Genomic DNA, 15,274 nt, shown 5'->3' with positions numbered 1-15,274 from the left:
CTTTTCCCGTTAGCGTAAATTTCAGTATGCATTACCGACCAGGTTCAACAGAATCTGATTCAGGCGCATGCCGTCGGCCATCACACATTCAGGCAGGTTATCGTCGATGACGAGATTCAATTTAAGGCTTTTCTCATCTGCTTTAAATTTCATCAGATCAATGATGCCTTTGCCCAAAACGCGCAGATCGGTTGACGACGGAATGATGGAAAATTTGCCTTCATCAATCTTAGAAATGTCGAGAATGTCGTTCAGAATGTTCAGTAACGAACCTGAGGATTGGCGCAGCATTCGGATCAGTTCGCGCTGCGAATCATCTAATTGCGTGGCAGACAACAGGTTTCCAAGTCCGATAATGCCGTTTAGCGGCGTCCGGATCTCATGGCTCATATTGGCCAGAAAGGCCTCTTTCACTTTACGCGCTTTTTCAGCCTGGCTTTGCGCATCGATCAGCGCACGCTCATGTGCTTTCCTTTTTTCAACATCATGCAAATTGACAAACAAAAGCCTGTTTTTATACATAATCCGAAGTTCCAGCCACACCGGCAGCCTTAATCTGCCGAAAAAGCGATCTTCAACAACGATCGTTTCGCCGCCCACATAAGTTTTGTTAACCAGCACTTCCCGCAATGATGAATTGACCGGATCAACCAGCAAATCAAGCATTGTAATCCCGAGCAAACTAGCGGGCGACAAACCCAGAATCGTTTGGACGGAAGGATTAATGGAAATAATATTGCCCGTTTCCGGTTCGACAGTCGCTATAATGTCGGGGGAATTGAGGATAATCGTTGCGTAATTTTCAAGCAGTTTATTCTTATCCCTGATCTCTTTTTGGCTTCGCGCAAGCCTGATCAGCGAATCGACTTTCGCATTGGTAATGTACGGATCCAGTGGTTTGTAGAGATAATCTATCGCCCCAGTTTTCAGACCGCGAACAGCATAAGTAGTCTCTTTTGAAATAGCGGTTACAAAAACAATCAGGATTTCCTTAGTTTTCGGATTCGATAAAAGCGTTTCCGCAAACTCAAACCCATCCATTCCAGGCATCTGCACGTCGACCAGCGCTACGGCAATGTCATTTTCCCAGACAATGCGCAGCGCTTCATTTGCGGAAGTCGTTGCATAAATTTCAATATCATCTCTGCTGAGAATTGCTTTAAGGGAGATCAAATTTTCTTCCCGGTCGTCCAGCAACAGAATTTTTGTATTTTCCATTTTTAAGTAATGCTGTAAAGTATATCGCTGATCGTGTTGTAAAAATTGGTCTTTGATAACAGACTATGCTTGCGATTTCTAAGCAAAGCTTCGTGCGGCATGCGCGGAAACTCTGCAAAATCCGGGTCCTGGACATACGTCGGTACGCCCATTTCCGCCAGTAAATGCATTCCTTCGGCGCCGTCAGGACTTGATCCTGAGAACAGCATTGCTGCCTTAACCGGAATGCCCGATTTCGCTGCGGAGGTAAAAGTAGCGTTTATAGATGGACGTGAGAAAAAATCCGGCTCAGAAACATCAAAATAAAACCTTCTATCGCTCCCAATCAGCATATGATAGTCCGGGACGACGAAGTAAACGTGGTTTTTTTCGATCGGGTCCAGGTGATGCGGCTCACGCATGTAAACGTCCGTTTTTGATTTAAACAAGTCCGGCAAAACGGCTGAACTGGATTTCCCGCGGTGCAGCACGACGATGAGCGCAAAGGAAATCGGGTTATGCAGCATTTTTAAAATATCCTCAAAAATCACAAAGCTTCCAGACGAGCCGCCGATCAGTACAAGACTAAGCGATTTGTCTTCGAAGCTGTTCATTTGATTTTTTGGTAAATATTCAATGAACTGTCTATCACTTTAAAGTGCGATTCCAGGCCGGAATAGCGTAAAGTTTCCCTTTTTCCCAAACATAAAAAACCCAGCATACTAAGGCTATCATACAACAGCTTGAAAACATGTTGCCTTAGTTCCAGCGTAAAATAGATCATTACATTGCGGCAGCTGATAAACTGAAATTCATTGAAAACGCCGTCGCCCGTGAGATCATGCAATGAAAAAACAATGTTCTTGCGAAGCTCGGGAGCAATGACGGCTTTGTTATAAGCAACGTGATAATAATCTGACAATGAGCTCCTTCCTCCTGCCAGCATATAATTTTCTGAAAATGTGCGGGTGCTTCCTAATGTAAAAACGCCTTCTCTTGCCGAAGTCAGGACCCTATTACTGAGATCCGTTGCGTAAATCAGTGAACGGCTGAGCAGGCCAGCTTCTTTTAATAAAATGGCCATGGAAAACGCCTCTTCTCCCGAAGCACAGCCGGCAACCCAGAAACGCAGTGCCGGATAGGATTCCAGATAACCGAAAACCTCAGTTTGCACGCGCTTGAAATAATCCGGGTCCCGAAACATTTCGGAATAATTGACCGTCAATTCCTGGATCAGCTCGTATACAATTCTTCCTCCCGGCTCAATGTGCGTAAGCAGCATTTCGAGGTCCATTTCATATTTGGCAAGATAACGGCTTGCACGTCGGAGCAGCGAAGGCCGCGCATAGCCGGAAAAATCGAAACCGGAAATCTCGCGGATCCGGACGATCAGTTCTTCTAGCTGGACATATTCAATGCTTACCATAAACTACGCGGAATGCAACCATACTTTAATGAGTGAAAGCAGCTTGTCAACGTCAACCGGCTTGGAAATGTAGTCGTTGGCGCCAGCCGCCAGACATTGTTCCCTATCGCCTTGCATTGCCTTTGCCGTAACTGCTATAATCGGCAGATTTTGCCACTTATTGATTTGCCTGATGCGTTTTGTGGCTTCAATGCCATCCATTTCGGGCATCATAACGTCCATTAAAACGAGGTCAATTTCAGGTGTGTCTTCTAATTTTGAAATGGCTTCGCGGCCGTTTGTTGCGATCTCAATTTTAAAACCCGCCTCTTCCAGCACAGCACTTAATGCGAAAATGTTGCGCATATCGTCGTCCGCTAGAAGGATTTTTCGGCCTATGAAAACATTCTCAGCATGCACAACCGGATTGCTGAATGCTTCTTTTTTCTCGACCGGTTTAACGCCTTTCGGCTGAATTTTTTTCAAAAACAATTTAACCTCATCCAACAAACGCTCATTGGATTTCCTGGTTTTCATCACAACCGGGTGCGCATATTTCATCACGCGCGTAAGGTCAGTCTGATTAAGATCTTCGGCCGTATTCACAACCACGGGCAGGGCATCCCATTGCGGGTTTTTCTTAATCTCATCCAGCAAATCCAGCCCGTTCATGTCAGAAAGCCTGATGTCGAGAATAATCCCGTCAACCGTCTGCGCATTCAGGATCGCTAGTGCTTCTGCCCCTGTAAATGCGTATAAGACGAAAATGTTGTTGTCGGTCAGGAAGTCGCCCAGATATTTGCTTTGGTAACGGTCGTCTTCGATCAGCAATATTTTCTGGCGTTCTGCTTTGCCGGATTCCAGTTTCAAAAGACCAAAAATACTCTCCGCAGACTTGGCGTCCACCGGTTTTTGCATAAATCCGATCGCGCCTTCTTTAACCATATCCATGTTCAGATAAGAACCTGAAGAAACGGTGTGGACCGGAATGTTCTTCGCCAGCGGATCTGACTTCAATGTTTTCAAAAGCTCGTCGCCGGACATATCCGGAAGGTGCATATCGAGAATAATGGCCGTCGGACGGAATGACTGCACGAGTTCGAGCGCTTTCTTAGCGGTTTCCGCAATGAGCACTTCAAAACCACTTTCTTGTGCCTTAGCAGACATGTCCGCCGCAAAAATTTCGTCGTCTTCAATTAATAGCAGCCTGTATTCGCGATTACCGGCCGGCTCAAACACGGGCTTGCTGATTGCCTCAACCCTAACCGGCGCAGATTCCTGTAATGGTTCCTCAATCTGCTCTGCAACGCCCTGAACGGGAATTTTCAGTGTAAATGTCGAGCCTACACCTGCCTCGCTTTTTAGTGAAATGGATCCTTTGAACAAATTCGCAAGCTCGCGGCTGATTGAAAGTCCGAGGCCTGTTCCGCCATATTTACGGCTTGTCGAACCGTCGGCCTGCTGGAAAGCCTCGAAGATCGACTGCTGCTTTTCGGGCGCTATGCCAATGCCCGTATCGGACACTTCAAAGTATAAAAAGTCGTTTTCCTGGCTGATTTTCAGTGAAACCGTTCCAGGGGCTGATGTGAATTTGACAGCATTTGAAACGAGGTTACGAATGATTTGTAACAACCGCACCTGATCCACAAACATTGCTTCAGGACAAGATGGCGCCTGGACCATTTTGAGGGTAAGCCCTTTATTTTCAGCTATTTTTTGGAATGTGTTCCTAACCTCCGACAACAGCAAGTCCGTCTTAACATGCTCATGAATCAGCTCAATTTTTCCGGATTCCACTTTTGCAAGATCCAGAATATCATTAATCAATGTCAGCAGATCATTTCCTGAATTGAAGATAACCGATGCATAACGCTGCTCTTCTTCATTGAGCCTGGCTCCTTTATTTTCTCCCAAAATCCTCGACAAAATCAAAATGCTGTTCAGCGGCGTTCGCAATTCGTGGCTCATATTAGCCAAAAACTCACTTTTAAATCGACCGCTTTTCTCCAGTTCATCTGCCTTAATCTGGATCTGATCGCGGGCTTCTTCAATCGTGCTTTTCTGCTCTTCCAACATAAAAGCTTTTTCTTTCAAGCTCCGTATTGATCTGTTTGAGCTCTTCTTGCTGCACGCGCAGTTCTTCCTCGGAAACCTGCAAAAGCGAGGTCTGCCGCATGAGTTCTTCATTAGTAACACGCAATTCCTCCTGCTGACTTTCCAGTTCCTCGGCCTGCAATTGGGTTTTTTCCAACAACTCATTGGTGGTCTGCCGTGCTTGCGCGGCCGTGATGGCAACTGCTACATTATCCGAGATCATATTAAGCAGCTTATCCACTTTTTCACCCGGATCATTCAGGTAACCAATCTCAATTACCGCCGTAATGGCTCCTTCAAATGCGATCGTTTTTACATAAAGCACTGCCGGATCGGTGCTCCCTGTTGTGCTTTTTATTTTGAAATAATCAGGCGTAACATTCACTTTTTTCAAAGCAACCTGATCCTCCGCCATTTGTCCAATGATGCCTTCACCCAGCTTAATTTCTGCGGGAATGCTTGTTTTTCCGTCAATCCCATAGCTGCTAACCAGCTGCAAAGAATCACCCGAGCGTTGAATAATGTACATTGTGCCCACCAGCGAATCGGTCACTTCTACGAGTTTTCCCAATAATCGGGTTCCAAGCTGATGTTGTGTAGGCTCTCCGCGGATTGCGCTTGCCATTTCTACTGCCGCATTCAGGATCCAATTCTTTTCCTGGTCTTCGACGGCAAGTGATTCCAGCTGGCGGTTCGCTTTTGAGCGTCTGCGCTTCGGACGCGATTTGTGCATTGTAGGTTTTCCTGATCAGATAATACAGCAGAAAAACAACGAGCAAAAAGGCCAGCGTTCCAAAAACAATGTATTGTTTAGCGTTAGCCGAGCTTTCGGAAGCATCGCGCTCTCGCTGAGCAAGCAGTCCGCCTTCTTCATTTTCGATTTGTTTGAACCGAAAGTCGATTTGAGAAGATAAAACTTTACCTTTCAAAACGAGCGCCTTGACCGATTCCGTCTGATAATTGGCGGACTTCAACACTTCATATTGCTGTGACATTAAATCCAGTCTTGATTGGATCAATGGCGAAAGCGAGTCAAGGCGGCTTGATTGGGTTTTGTTATCGGCCACCAGCTTCCGCATTCCTTCAAGCTCCGACCACACATTGTCAACGGCAGCACGATAATTGTTTTCAAAAGTGACGTTTGAAGTGATCGCATATCCGCGCACATTGGCTTCGGCAGCTAACAAATGATTGCGCACGGAAGTTGAGCGTTGCATCACCTCCATCGTGTGACTTACCCAACCGGCATTTTCTTGTTGCAGTTTGATGGCATTAAAGGACGTCAAGCCCACTACAATAACCAGAACAATGGAGAAAATAATACCAAATAGAACTTGCTGCTGGAAAGATAAGCGCATAAAGGTGAAAATAGGCGGAGAATGGAAAGCAATGCAATTTGGATTCAATATCAGGAAAAAAAAACCAAATCACCGTTTATTCCTTTCGATTCATAGAACTATTTTACCGAGTCCATTGCCATATCGAATATAAACTAATTCTACTTTGATGTGTCCTATTTGCGTTACGTGCCACTCACCCACTCAACCAGCTCATTTTCAAGCGTAATCAGAACGCCTTTGCTTTGCTTGCCAGCCGCTTCATAGGAATTTATCAACTTTTTCAAATGTCGCCTTGCATCATCTGAATTGCTTCCGCCGACAAATGACATAAATGTAGACTCGCCGTTTGCATGTTGAACGACCCGGTCTATATGCAGCAGTTTTCCGCCTGGGATCAGCAGCTCTTTATTGATCTGGACTTTGTTATCGTCCCGATAAAGGCTTTGCAGTTCGGGGTCGTCCAGCAGGCCGCTTGTCTGCATTTCAATTTCGGCCGTTTCTGCTTTTGTAAAAATACCTTCACCGACCAGCCTGTCTAATGCTAATGGCAGTTCCGAAACCGTTTTCAGCCTTGTCAGCAGATAGCGGATCTTTTGCAGCCGGTCACGTTTTGGTTCAAAAGTTTCCACATCAAAAATCCGGTCCGCCATGCGTCTCAGCCGCAGCGATTCCGTGCGGTCATTGCTTAATATGCTGTTTAAAACAAATGGCTGATGGTCTGATTTCCGGTGCGCGTGCTGCAATGTTTCAGAGCCTTTTGAAATTACATATTTGGACTCGCTTTCATTCCAGGTCGGCACGACGTGCTCCTGCGCCAGGAAGTTTTGCAGCCAATTATTAACCTGCTGCCCCGATTCCCATCTCCGCTCGCGCTTAGCCAGAATGTATAACCGCTGGACCGGACGCGTAAATGCAACATAAAGTAAGTTGAGATTTTCGACTAAAGTGCGCGTGCGCTCGTCTGTATATTGTGTGGCCACGGCCGTATTTTCCAAATCTTTGACGACAGAAACCATGGAGCTGTGCAGCTTTTTAACCTGCCCTGAAACCTTGTCTTCTAACGTAAGCTCTTCGTAATCAACATCGTCTAGATCAAGCCAAAGCCGGTCGAGCTTGGCATTGGGTGTCACTTTCCAATGCGCATAGGGAACAATTACGACGGGATATTCCAGCCCTTTGGACTTGTGAATGGTCGTAATGCGGATCGCGTCAGTTTCTTCGGGAATGGTGATTGATAGCTTATGCCGCGCTGATTCCCAATGCGTAAGGAAATCGCCAAGGTGATTGCTCTTCCGGTTTCCAAAGTCGATGACGACGTCGAGAAAACGGAACAGATATTCATTTTCAAAGTGATTTTCAAACAACCCGAACCGTTGCATCAGCTGCTCGCTCAACTCAAAAACAGACAATTGGCGCATCCGGAAAGAGCTCAGATTAATGTTCCATTTTCTGAAATAATCCAGAAATGAATCCAGTCCTTTCGCTTCGCACAAAATGCGGATCTGCTCATATTCACTTGCCTCCGGATTCTGCCTGCGGACCACATGATGAAACAAATAAGCCGCTTCATAGCGCGCCAGCCGGTGGTCGGAACTGAGCAGCACTTTCATGAATGATATAATAAAATGCACAGATCGCGAATAACCCAGCGAGAGCGCATCGTCAGAAATCAAAGGAAATCCAGCTTCTTTCAATGCACTCGCTAATGCGGTCGCTTCGCGTTTTTTCCGGCATAAAATGGCAATGTCGCGCCAATGATAACCTTGTGCCCGCAGTTCATTAACCAGTTCAAGCGAGCGCCTGACAATGGCATCGGAGGTAAAACTTTCCTCAGATTCCTCCTCGTCCTGCAGTTCCAGAAACTCAATCTCTACATGACCGCCGGCGGGAACGCCGTCCGGAATTTCCTGCTCGAAATTCTGGTCATAAACGTCCTGGATCAGAACATTGTCGTTTCCAAGCGTCTTAGCAATGAATGCAAAGAAATTATTATTGAAGTCAGTGATTTCACGCCTGCTCCTTCGGTTGACTTTCAGATGATTGACATCCAGATAATTGTCCAGACTAAGTAACCGCTCTTCATTATACGAACTGTTGCCAAGCACCGAAGCCAGCGCCATCACCTGATTTGTCGCCAAATGCAGGATCAAGTCCATATCGCCCCCGCGGAAACGGTAAATGGACTGCTTCGCGTCACCCACGATGAGGTTAAAATAGCCACCCGAAAGTGCGTTTTCAATCAGCGGAAGCAGATTAGCAAATTGCAGCTCTGGAAGTGTCCTGAAACTCATCCACCAAAATGTGGTTGTAGCGCTCGCCCAGCCTTTCAAAAATAAAAGGAACGGGTTCACGGCCCACAATTTCAATGATCTTCCGGTTAAAGTCGGAAATGTGAACCTGGTTATTCTGTTTTAATAATGCATCAAACTCCTTCCTGATTTCGCCAAGCAGCGATAAACTGTAAATATGCCTGTCCAGCTGCGCATAAAGGGTGATTTTCTTGGATTCTGATGTTCTGATATTCTCAATCTGATGAAAGTAATTTTCAAGGTCCGTCCGGATTTTCTCAATTTCATCCTTGATCAAAATCGCGGTTTTCGCCCCATACCAAACGCCTTCACCAATGGTTTTATAAACATAGGAATTCGGTTCAGCCCAGGTTTTTTTCTCGTCTGCCCGATCTTTGAAATACCCATAAATGCCCCTGCCGCTCTGGTGGAAGTCTTTTTCTGTCAAAAAAGTTGATTGGATCAGCTGAAAAGCATTTTGGGAAAGCTTTGCAATGTGCGCTTCGCGTTCGCGTACGAATGCACGCATCTGGTTACGGATCGCGATCCAGTCCTGCATTTGCAGATGCTCCACACGTTTCAACTGCAGATAACTCTGCTCGCTCAGAATGGTTCGCGACACATCGCGGATCTGCATCGGAAGTGTGCCCCAGCTTTTTCCTTCGTCCGCATTTTCACGATAATATTTCTCCACAATGCCCGTCAGCACTTCCTCGCCTTCCTGTCCTATTCTCGCCAGCAAACGGTCGGCAGCATCATCGAGCAAATCGGTGTCTAATTGCGTTTCAAACACAAATGGAATGCCTAGTTCATCGGTAAAACTGCTGATCAGCCGCTGTGTAAACTTGTCGATTGTCATCACCGAAAAGTCAGAGTAGCGGTGCAAGATTTGGCGGAAAACAAGTTGTGCACGTCCGGCGATCAGTTGGCAGGCTCCTGCAAAAAGTTCGGGATCAGTGCTCGTGTCTGGAGTACATTTCCGTTACAGCATCCCGTAACATGGGACGCGGCTCCTGATCCGATTCGAAGGAATCTGAAAAAATCCGCAGCATCAGCAGAATGCGGTCTTTCATTTCGTTGGCGGCCGCATTGGTGAAAGTTACAGCCAGAATCTGCCTGAAATAAGTTTCCACATTGGAATGCAGCGCCAGTTTGAGATATTCTTTTGTAAGCGTGTATGTCTTACCTGAACCTGCGGATGAACTGTAAACTTTAAACACTTTTGACTAAAAATTGACTTGAAAAAATCGAAAAACCGGTGTTACCAATCACCAAATTACACAAAAAAAGCAGGTTTACACCTGCCTGAGAACTGAAATGATCAATGCTGCTTTGCTTATAAGTTGAAGCGAATGCCGGCTGAAATGTTCGGACTAAGATAGAATGGCCTTGGCAGAAGTTCAAGATAAGTGCCGCCTTCAAAGAAAACAGAAATGCGGTTATCCGGAATGTAATACTCGATTCCACCTAAAACCGAACCGCCGAGTGAAATGTCTTTTTCATAGTTTCCCAGCAGTCGTTTTGGATAAGATCTGCGGCTGTTAACCTGCCCGCCGAGTCCGTAATAAACATGCACGGCCTCTGAATTAAATAGCGGCGTATGCCATAAATAATGCACCTGAACAGAAAGGCCCGCATTTTTATAAATTCCTTCATCTCCCCTATACTTGCGGTCGTTCGACAAAACGCCGCCATATGTTCCGATCGTCACGTCCAAAGCATGGATGTTATTAAAATATTTACGAATGTTGACACCGGTTGGCTCGCCAAGTTTGAAACCAACTGCCCAGTTATCATATTGGGCCTGTGCAAAACCGAAGCTTAAAATAAATGCAAATGTTAAGGCTAACTTCTTCATATTGAGTATTAATCGGGGGAAATTTTAGTTCTGGGGTTTCATGAAAAAAATCATGCTATGCAACAACGCTTCTGGCCGCAAACTTTTTCAGCGATTCAATCAGCGCTTCGTTTTCATCCTGTGTGCCAACCGTGATGCGCAGGCAGCCTGCACAAAGGTGAACGCGCGAACGATCTCTGACAATGATAGCTTCGTTGATCAAATAATTCATTACAGCCTTTGCATCTTCAAATTCGACTAATAGAAAATTGGCGTCGGTCGGGTGTACTTTAATCACCAACGATAAATCCGCTAACATGTTACACAAAGATTCTCTTTCTTTGAGAATATCCGCCACCATTTTGTCTTTCTTACCATTTTCGTTCAAGCCCTTCAAAAGCTCTTTCTGAGCCGGCAGACTAATATTATAAGGTGGTTTGATCTTGTTCAGAATCTTGATCAGCTCCGGACTGGCGAAGCACATCCCGATGCGTAAGCCTGCCAGACCCCATGCTTTTGAGAACGTTTGCAGCACAACCAGATTCGGATATTTGTCCAATTGCTGTGTCCAGGAAGCCGTTTCGGTAAAATCAATGTAAGCTTCGTCAACAACAACCAGGCCGTCGAAATGTTCTAAAATGGTCGCGATTGCGTCCGGCTGCATCACATTGCCAGTCGGATTATTTGGCGAGCAAATCCAGATGATCTTCGTTTTCGGTGTAATCGCTTGCAAAACTGCCTCCACATTAATCTGATAATCGTCTGTTAATGACACTTTATCAATGATCACATCATGAATGTTTGCGCTCACTTCATACATGCCGTAAGTCGGGGGCAGTACGATCACGTGATCCATACCGGGTGTGCAAGTCGCACGTGTCAGCAGATCGATGGGTTCATCACTGCCATTGCCCAGATAAATCCGTTCAATCGCCACGTTTTTCAGCGGCGCCAGTTTTTGCTTGATTTCTGCCTGATATGGATCCGGATAACGGTTGTAATCTTGCTCAGTTACAGACCCATACGGATTTTCATTGGCATCTAAAAATATCCCGACATGCCCCGTGTATTCATCCCGTGCCGACGAATACGGCGCAAGGGAAATGATATGCGGACGAAGGATTTTATTCAGGTCAAATGTCTTGTTCATAATTTCACAACAGGCTATTGAGTCTAATTGTTACAGCTTTCTTGTGCGCTTCCAAAGATTCTGCCTCGGCCATCGCTTCTACCACGGGTCCAATGTTCCGAATTCCTTCCTTACTAATATGCTGCACGGTGATTTTTTTAACAAAACTGTCAACTGAAACACCGCTGTAAGCTTTGGCATAACCGTTTGTGGGCAATGTATGATTGGTGCCAGAAGCATAATCGCCGCAAGATTCCGGAGTGTAATTTCCTAAAAATATAGAGCCGGCGTTGGTAATTTTTTCAGAAACAGCCTCAGCATTTTCAACGCTCAAAATTAAATGTTCTGCCGCATATTCGTTCAAAAGTGCGATCGCATCGTCTTGTGATTCCAGCAAAATTGCTTTGCTGTTTGCAATGGACTGGGCTGCAAGATCGCGTCTTGGCAACTTGTCCATTTGAGAAGACAATGTCAGATTTACAGATGAAAGCAATTTCTTGCTCGTCGAAACAAGTAAAACCTGGCTGTCAGGTCCGTGCTCGGCTTGTGACAATAAATCTGCCGCTACAAATGCCGGAACTGCTGAATCGTCTGCATAAACCGCCACTTCTGATGGCCCCGCAGGCATATCAATTGCAACGCCTTCTTTGCTAACGAGCATTTTAGCCGTCGTAACATATTGATTACCAGGGCCGAATATTTTATAAACCTTGGGAACACTCTCAGTCCCATAAGCCATTGCAGCAATGGCCTGAGCGCCACCGATCCTGAATGCTTTGGTAACACCAACCAGCTGAGCAGCATATAAAATTGCCGGATGGTCAGATGGCGTGCATAAAATTATCTCTTTACAACCCGCGATTTTTGCTGGAATGCCCAGCATAAGCACTGTGCTAAACAATGGTGCAGAACCACCAGGAATGTAAATCCCGACTTTTTCAATGCCCACACTTTTGCGCCAGCAAGTAACACCGGGCATTGTTTCAACCTTTTCCGGGGACTGTATTTGCTTCTCGTGGAAACGGTAAATGTTGTTATAAGCCTGTCCGATGGCGTCTTTCAGGTTTTGATCCAGCAAATCCGCAGCTCCTGCAAATTCTGATTCCGAAAAGGCAATGTTCGTGAGTGCCGTTTTGTCAAATTTCAGCGCAAGCTCCTTAATGCCCGCATCTCCCTGATCCTTAACCTGTTTGAGTATAGGGCTTACTTTTGCTTCAATATCCTGAGCGTCTTGAACGGGTCTGGCGAGCAGCGCCGGCCATTGTTCTTTGTCAGGAAATGCAATAATATTCATACAATTACAAGATCATTTTTTCAATTGGAATTACAAGAATCCCCTCTGCGCCTGCCTGCCTGATTTTTTCAATATTTTCCCAAAACTCATTTTCGTTAATAACGGAATGCAATGAGCACCAGCCTTCTGTCGCCAGTGGCAAAATAGTTGGGGCACGCATTCCTGGCAGGAATTTGGTTATGCTTTCCACCGCGCTCGTCGGGCAGTTTAGCAAAATATACTTGTTATTTTTAGCAACCTGAACGGATTTGATGCGGAAAAGCAATTGATCCAAAAGATCTTTCTGAACGTCTGACAAATGCTTGCTGGCAATCATCACCGCCTCAGAACGGAAAATCGTCTCAACTTCCTTCAGTCCGTTGCTTAGTAATGTGCTTCCTGAGCTCACAATGTCACAAACTGCATCTGCTAATCCAATGCTCGGCGCAATTTCAACCGAACCGCTGATCTCGTGGATCTGTGCTTTTACATTGTTTTCGGAAAGATATTTTTCCAGCAAACGCGGATATGTGGTGGCAATGCTCTCTGCCTTCCAGATCCGTAACGTCCTTATAATCATGCTCTCTTAAAACTCCGATTGACAACCTGCATTTGGAAAAACCAAGCTTATGAACGGTGTCCACATCGCGGTCGGATTCCTCCGAACGTTTTCGCCTACAATGCCCAGATGTGCCACGCCGTCCTCCACGTATCCCGGAATGTCATCGTCCCGCAAGAAAAGAATTTGTGCAGGGAAATTCGTTGCATCCGTTTTCAGCTTGCCGGCACCATCATCAAAACGTATCCCGCATTCTTTGATCAGTTTGAGGGAGTCTTCACTTAGTCTTCCGGTATTTTTGTATCGCAATTCTTAATATGTTGTCATTCATTGGATTGTGGGCTTCTGTACGCAACAGGTTGGTCAGTAATTTAAGGTTAGTTATTGTATTCGAGGGCAATTGTATTGATAACGTCGTCAGCTTTCCAACTTTTGCTGGTCGCCCGTTTTCACATTTTTCAAAGTAAGCAGCCCGGATTGCATTTCTTCGGATCCGATCAAAATAACAAAAGGGATGTTTTTGCGATCTGCATAGTCCAGCTGTTTTTTCAATTTCACCGAATCCGGGTAAATTTCTGCATCAATGCCGGCTTCTCTCAATTTTGGCAAAACAGACAATCCAAAGCGAAATGCTTCCTGATCAAAATTGGAAATCATCACCTTGGTTGAAGTTTTCTGATTGTCCGGAAAGAGATTAAGCTCTTCCATCACATCATAAATACGGTCCACGCCCAGCGAAATGCCGACGCCCGAGATTCCGGGAACACCAAATGTGCCGGTCAGATTGTCGTAACGGCCGCCGCCGGAAATGCTGCCGATTTGCACATTATTGGCTTTCACTTCGAAAATGGCGCCTGTATGAACAGGATAAACCGCGCGCTAATGTCACATCAAACTGGATCTTCGGATTTTCAAGTCCCAGCAATTTTACCAGATCCCAAACCTCTTCCAGTTCCTGAACGCCTTTCATGGCAATTTCAGAAGATCCAAGCCAACTTTTTAATGCAGCAAATGGATCGGTGCCGTCCGAAGACTGAAAACAGGATCAAGTTGCTGAACGCTTTCATTTGAAAAACCGCGTTCAAGCAGCTCCTCAACCACTTTATCTTTCCCAATCTTGTCTAATTTATCAATGGCAACGCAAAGCGGGCCTTCCATCCCATGCGCGCCGATCAGGTCAGCGATTCCGGTTAAGATCTTGCGGTTGTTGATTTTTACTGTAAAATCGTTGATGCCCAATGCAGGCAGGATTTCGTGCAGCAACATGACGATTTCCGCTTCGCAAAGCAGTGAATCCGTGCCTACAACATCGGCATCACATTGATAAAATTCCCTGTAACGGCCTTTCTGCGGGCGGTCTGCACGCCACACCGGCTGGATTTGGTAACGCTTAAATGGCATAACCAATGTGCCGCGGTTCATGACCACGTAACGTGCAAATGGCACCGTGAGGTCGTAACGAAGGCCTTTTTCGGAAATTTTAGCAGTCAATGGTTTATAACCTTCATTCCAGTCATTATCGCTGAGCTTGCCGCTGAAATCTCCTGAATTCAATATCTTAAATAAAAGCTGATCGCCTTCATCGCCATATTTGCCCATTAATACGGAGAGATTTTCAAAAGCGGGCGTTTCCAAAGGCAGAAAACCGTATCGTTGAAAAGAGCGGCGGATGGTGTCAAAAATGAAAGTACGTTTTGCCATTTGTTCGGGACCGAAGTCACGGGTTCCGCGGGCAAGGGATGGTTTACTCATTAGAATTGATGCTGTAATTGCACTGACAACGCTTCTTTTTAAATTTCCATCGCTATAAAGCGACGGGAATATTTTAATCAATTGGTGTCAGTATCGTAATAAATCTGGCTTGAAGGCCAATTTAACCGTAAAGTTAGGGCAGGTTAAGCAATATTTGTGAGTATTGTCTGCATTATTTACAGGGAAATGATTAATTTTGCGGCTCTTTCACAAAACAATATTTTACAATGGGAGTTACGGAATTAAAACGTAAAGGTCGCAGAAACAAGGCAGTAGCTAATAATCGTACAGCGAAAATCAAAGATCTTTTACGCAAGCCAGAAGTACGCAATGTCGATGTAGAGGCAATAAAGGCTCAATTTGAAGCTAATAAATAAGTTTAGCGTCTACGAAAAGAAAC

13 protein-coding genes and 2 pseudogenes are annotated in these 15,274 nt (G+C 45.5%); 1 reads left to right on the top strand and 14 read right to left on the bottom strand.

Annotated features, from left to right (window positions below; translation table 11 throughout):
- Nucleotides 1-21: 21 nt before the first annotated feature.
- The 14 genes and pseudogenes from AC0IYG_RS16670 to hisS form a co-directional block, all read right to left on the bottom strand.
- Complete coding sequence (locus AC0IYG_RS16670) at nucleotides 22-1,218, bottom strand: histidine kinase dimerization/phospho-acceptor domain-containing protein (RefSeq protein WP_471712268.1); 1,197 nt, start codon at nucleotides 1,216-1,218, stop codon at nucleotides 22-24.
- A 2-nt stretch (nucleotides 1,219-1,220) separates the two neighbouring features.
- The gene (locus AC0IYG_RS16665) at nucleotides 1,221-1,811 is read right to left on the bottom strand and encodes a chemotaxis protein CheB (RefSeq protein WP_471712267.1); all 591 of its coding nucleotides are present in this window, start codon (nucleotides 1,809-1,811) and stop codon (nucleotides 1,221-1,223) included.
- A complete protein-coding gene (locus tag AC0IYG_RS16660) occupies nucleotides 1,808-2,623 on the bottom strand; it encodes a CheR family methyltransferase (protein WP_471712266.1) in 816 nt (271 codons plus the stop codon). The genes AC0IYG_RS16665 and AC0IYG_RS16660 overlap by 4 nt, the downstream gene beginning before the upstream one ends.
- A gap of 3 nt (nucleotides 2,624-2,626) precedes the next feature.
- Entirely contained in the window at nucleotides 2,627-4,696 is a 2,070-nt protein-coding gene (locus AC0IYG_RS16655) for a hybrid sensor histidine kinase/response regulator (RefSeq protein ID WP_471712265.1), read from the bottom strand.
- The gene (locus AC0IYG_RS16650) at nucleotides 4,650-5,267 is read right to left on the bottom strand and encodes a hypothetical protein (protein ID WP_471712264.1); all 618 of its coding nucleotides are present in this window, start codon (nucleotides 5,265-5,267) and stop codon (nucleotides 4,650-4,652) included. The genes AC0IYG_RS16655 and AC0IYG_RS16650 overlap by 47 nt, the downstream gene beginning before the upstream one ends.
- On the bottom strand, nucleotides 5,200-6,054 hold the full coding sequence (locus AC0IYG_RS16645) for a CHASE3 domain-containing protein (protein WP_471712263.1): 855 nt from the start codon (nucleotides 6,052-6,054) through the stop codon (nucleotides 5,200-5,202). Before AC0IYG_RS16645 ends, AC0IYG_RS16650 begins: the two co-directional genes overlap by 68 nt.
- Before the next feature lie 164 nt (nucleotides 6,055-6,218).
- Nucleotides 6,219-8,402, bottom strand: a complete 2,184-nt coding sequence (locus AC0IYG_RS16640; RefSeq protein WP_471712262.1) for a UvrD-helicase domain-containing protein — start codon at nucleotides 8,400-8,402, stop codon at nucleotides 6,219-6,221.
- Nucleotides 8,290-9,183, bottom strand: coding sequence for a UvrD-helicase domain-containing protein (locus tag AC0IYG_RS16635; RefSeq protein ID WP_471712261.1), 894 nt, complete (start codon nucleotides 9,181-9,183; stop codon nucleotides 8,290-8,292). The genes AC0IYG_RS16640 and AC0IYG_RS16635 overlap by 113 nt, the downstream gene beginning before the upstream one ends.
- 94 nt (nucleotides 9,184-9,277) lie before the next feature.
- Nucleotides 9,278-9,544 carry a UvrD-helicase domain-containing protein gene (locus AC0IYG_RS16630; RefSeq protein WP_471712260.1) on the bottom strand — a complete coding sequence of 89 codons (267 nt, stop codon included), beginning with the start codon at nucleotides 9,542-9,544 and terminating at the stop codon, nucleotides 9,278-9,280.
- Nucleotides 9,545-9,660: 116 nt separating this feature from the next.
- Complete coding sequence (locus AC0IYG_RS16625) at nucleotides 9,661-10,182, bottom strand: hypothetical protein (RefSeq protein ID WP_471712259.1); 522 nt, start codon at nucleotides 10,180-10,182, stop codon at nucleotides 9,661-9,663.
- 55 nt (nucleotides 10,183-10,237) lie between these two features.
- A complete protein-coding gene (gene hisC, locus AC0IYG_RS16620) occupies nucleotides 10,238-11,311 on the bottom strand; it encodes a histidinol-phosphate transaminase (RefSeq protein ID WP_471712258.1) in 1,074 nt (357 codons plus the stop codon).
- Nucleotides 11,312-11,315: 4 nt separating this feature from the next.
- Nucleotides 11,316-12,584 (bottom strand): histidinol dehydrogenase, encoded by a 1,269-nt coding sequence (gene hisD, locus AC0IYG_RS16615; protein ID WP_471712257.1) that lies wholly within the window; start codon nucleotides 12,582-12,584, stop codon nucleotides 11,316-11,318.
- A gap of 4 nt (nucleotides 12,585-12,588) precedes the next feature.
- Nucleotides 12,589-13,453 (bottom strand): annotated as a pseudogene (gene hisG / locus AC0IYG_RS16610) (ATP phosphoribosyltransferase).
- An 86-nt stretch (nucleotides 13,454-13,539) separates the two neighbouring features.
- A pseudogene (gene hisS, locus AC0IYG_RS16605) lies at nucleotides 13,540-14,874 on the bottom strand (histidine--tRNA ligase).
- Nucleotides 14,875-15,101: 227 nt separating this feature from the next.
- Here hisS and AC0IYG_RS16600 point away from each other — a divergent pair.
- Nucleotides 15,102-15,251, top strand: coding sequence for a hypothetical protein (locus tag AC0IYG_RS16600; RefSeq protein ID WP_414617514.1), 150 nt, complete (start codon nucleotides 15,102-15,104; stop codon nucleotides 15,249-15,251).
- Nucleotides 15,252-15,274: the final 23 nt, after the last annotated feature.

It is taken from the genome of Dyadobacter sp. AC419, from assembly GCF_979253085.1.
This window is presented reverse-complemented; position numbering and strand designations above follow the sequence as displayed.

Bases quoted from the DNA above. Each gene is read 5' to 3' on its own strand.
- AC0IYG_RS16645 (WP_471712263.1), bottom strand. From the start codon at position 6,054: ATGCGCTTATCTTTCCAGCAGCAAGTTCTATTTGGTATTATTTTCTCC.
- AC0IYG_RS16600 (WP_414617514.1), top strand. From the start codon at position 15,102: ATGGGAGTTACGGAATTAAAACGTAAAGGTCGCAGAAACAAGGCAGTA.
- AC0IYG_RS16625 (WP_471712259.1), bottom strand. From the start codon at position 10,182: ATGAAGAAGTTAGCCTTAACATTTGCATTTATTTTAAGCTTCGGTTTT.
- AC0IYG_RS16670 (WP_471712268.1), bottom strand. From the start codon at position 1,218: ATGGAAAATACAAAAATTCTGTTGCTGGACGACCGGGAAGAAAATTTG.
- AC0IYG_RS16665 (WP_471712267.1), bottom strand. From the start codon at position 1,811: ATGAACAGCTTCGAAGACAAATCGCTTAGTCTTGTACTGATCGGCGGC.
- hisD (WP_471712257.1), bottom strand. From the start codon at position 12,584: ATGAATATTATTGCATTTCCTGACAAAGAACAATGGCCGGCGCTGCTC.
- AC0IYG_RS16660 (WP_471712266.1), bottom strand. From the start codon at position 2,623: ATGGTAAGCATTGAATATGTCCAGCTAGAAGAACTGATCGTCCGGATC.
- hisC (WP_471712258.1), bottom strand. From the start codon at position 11,311: ATGAACAAGACATTTGACCTGAATAAAATCCTTCGTCCGCATATCATT.
- AC0IYG_RS16635 (WP_471712261.1), bottom strand. From the start codon at position 9,183: ATGACAATCGACAAGTTTACACAGCGGCTGATCAGCAGTTTTACCGAT.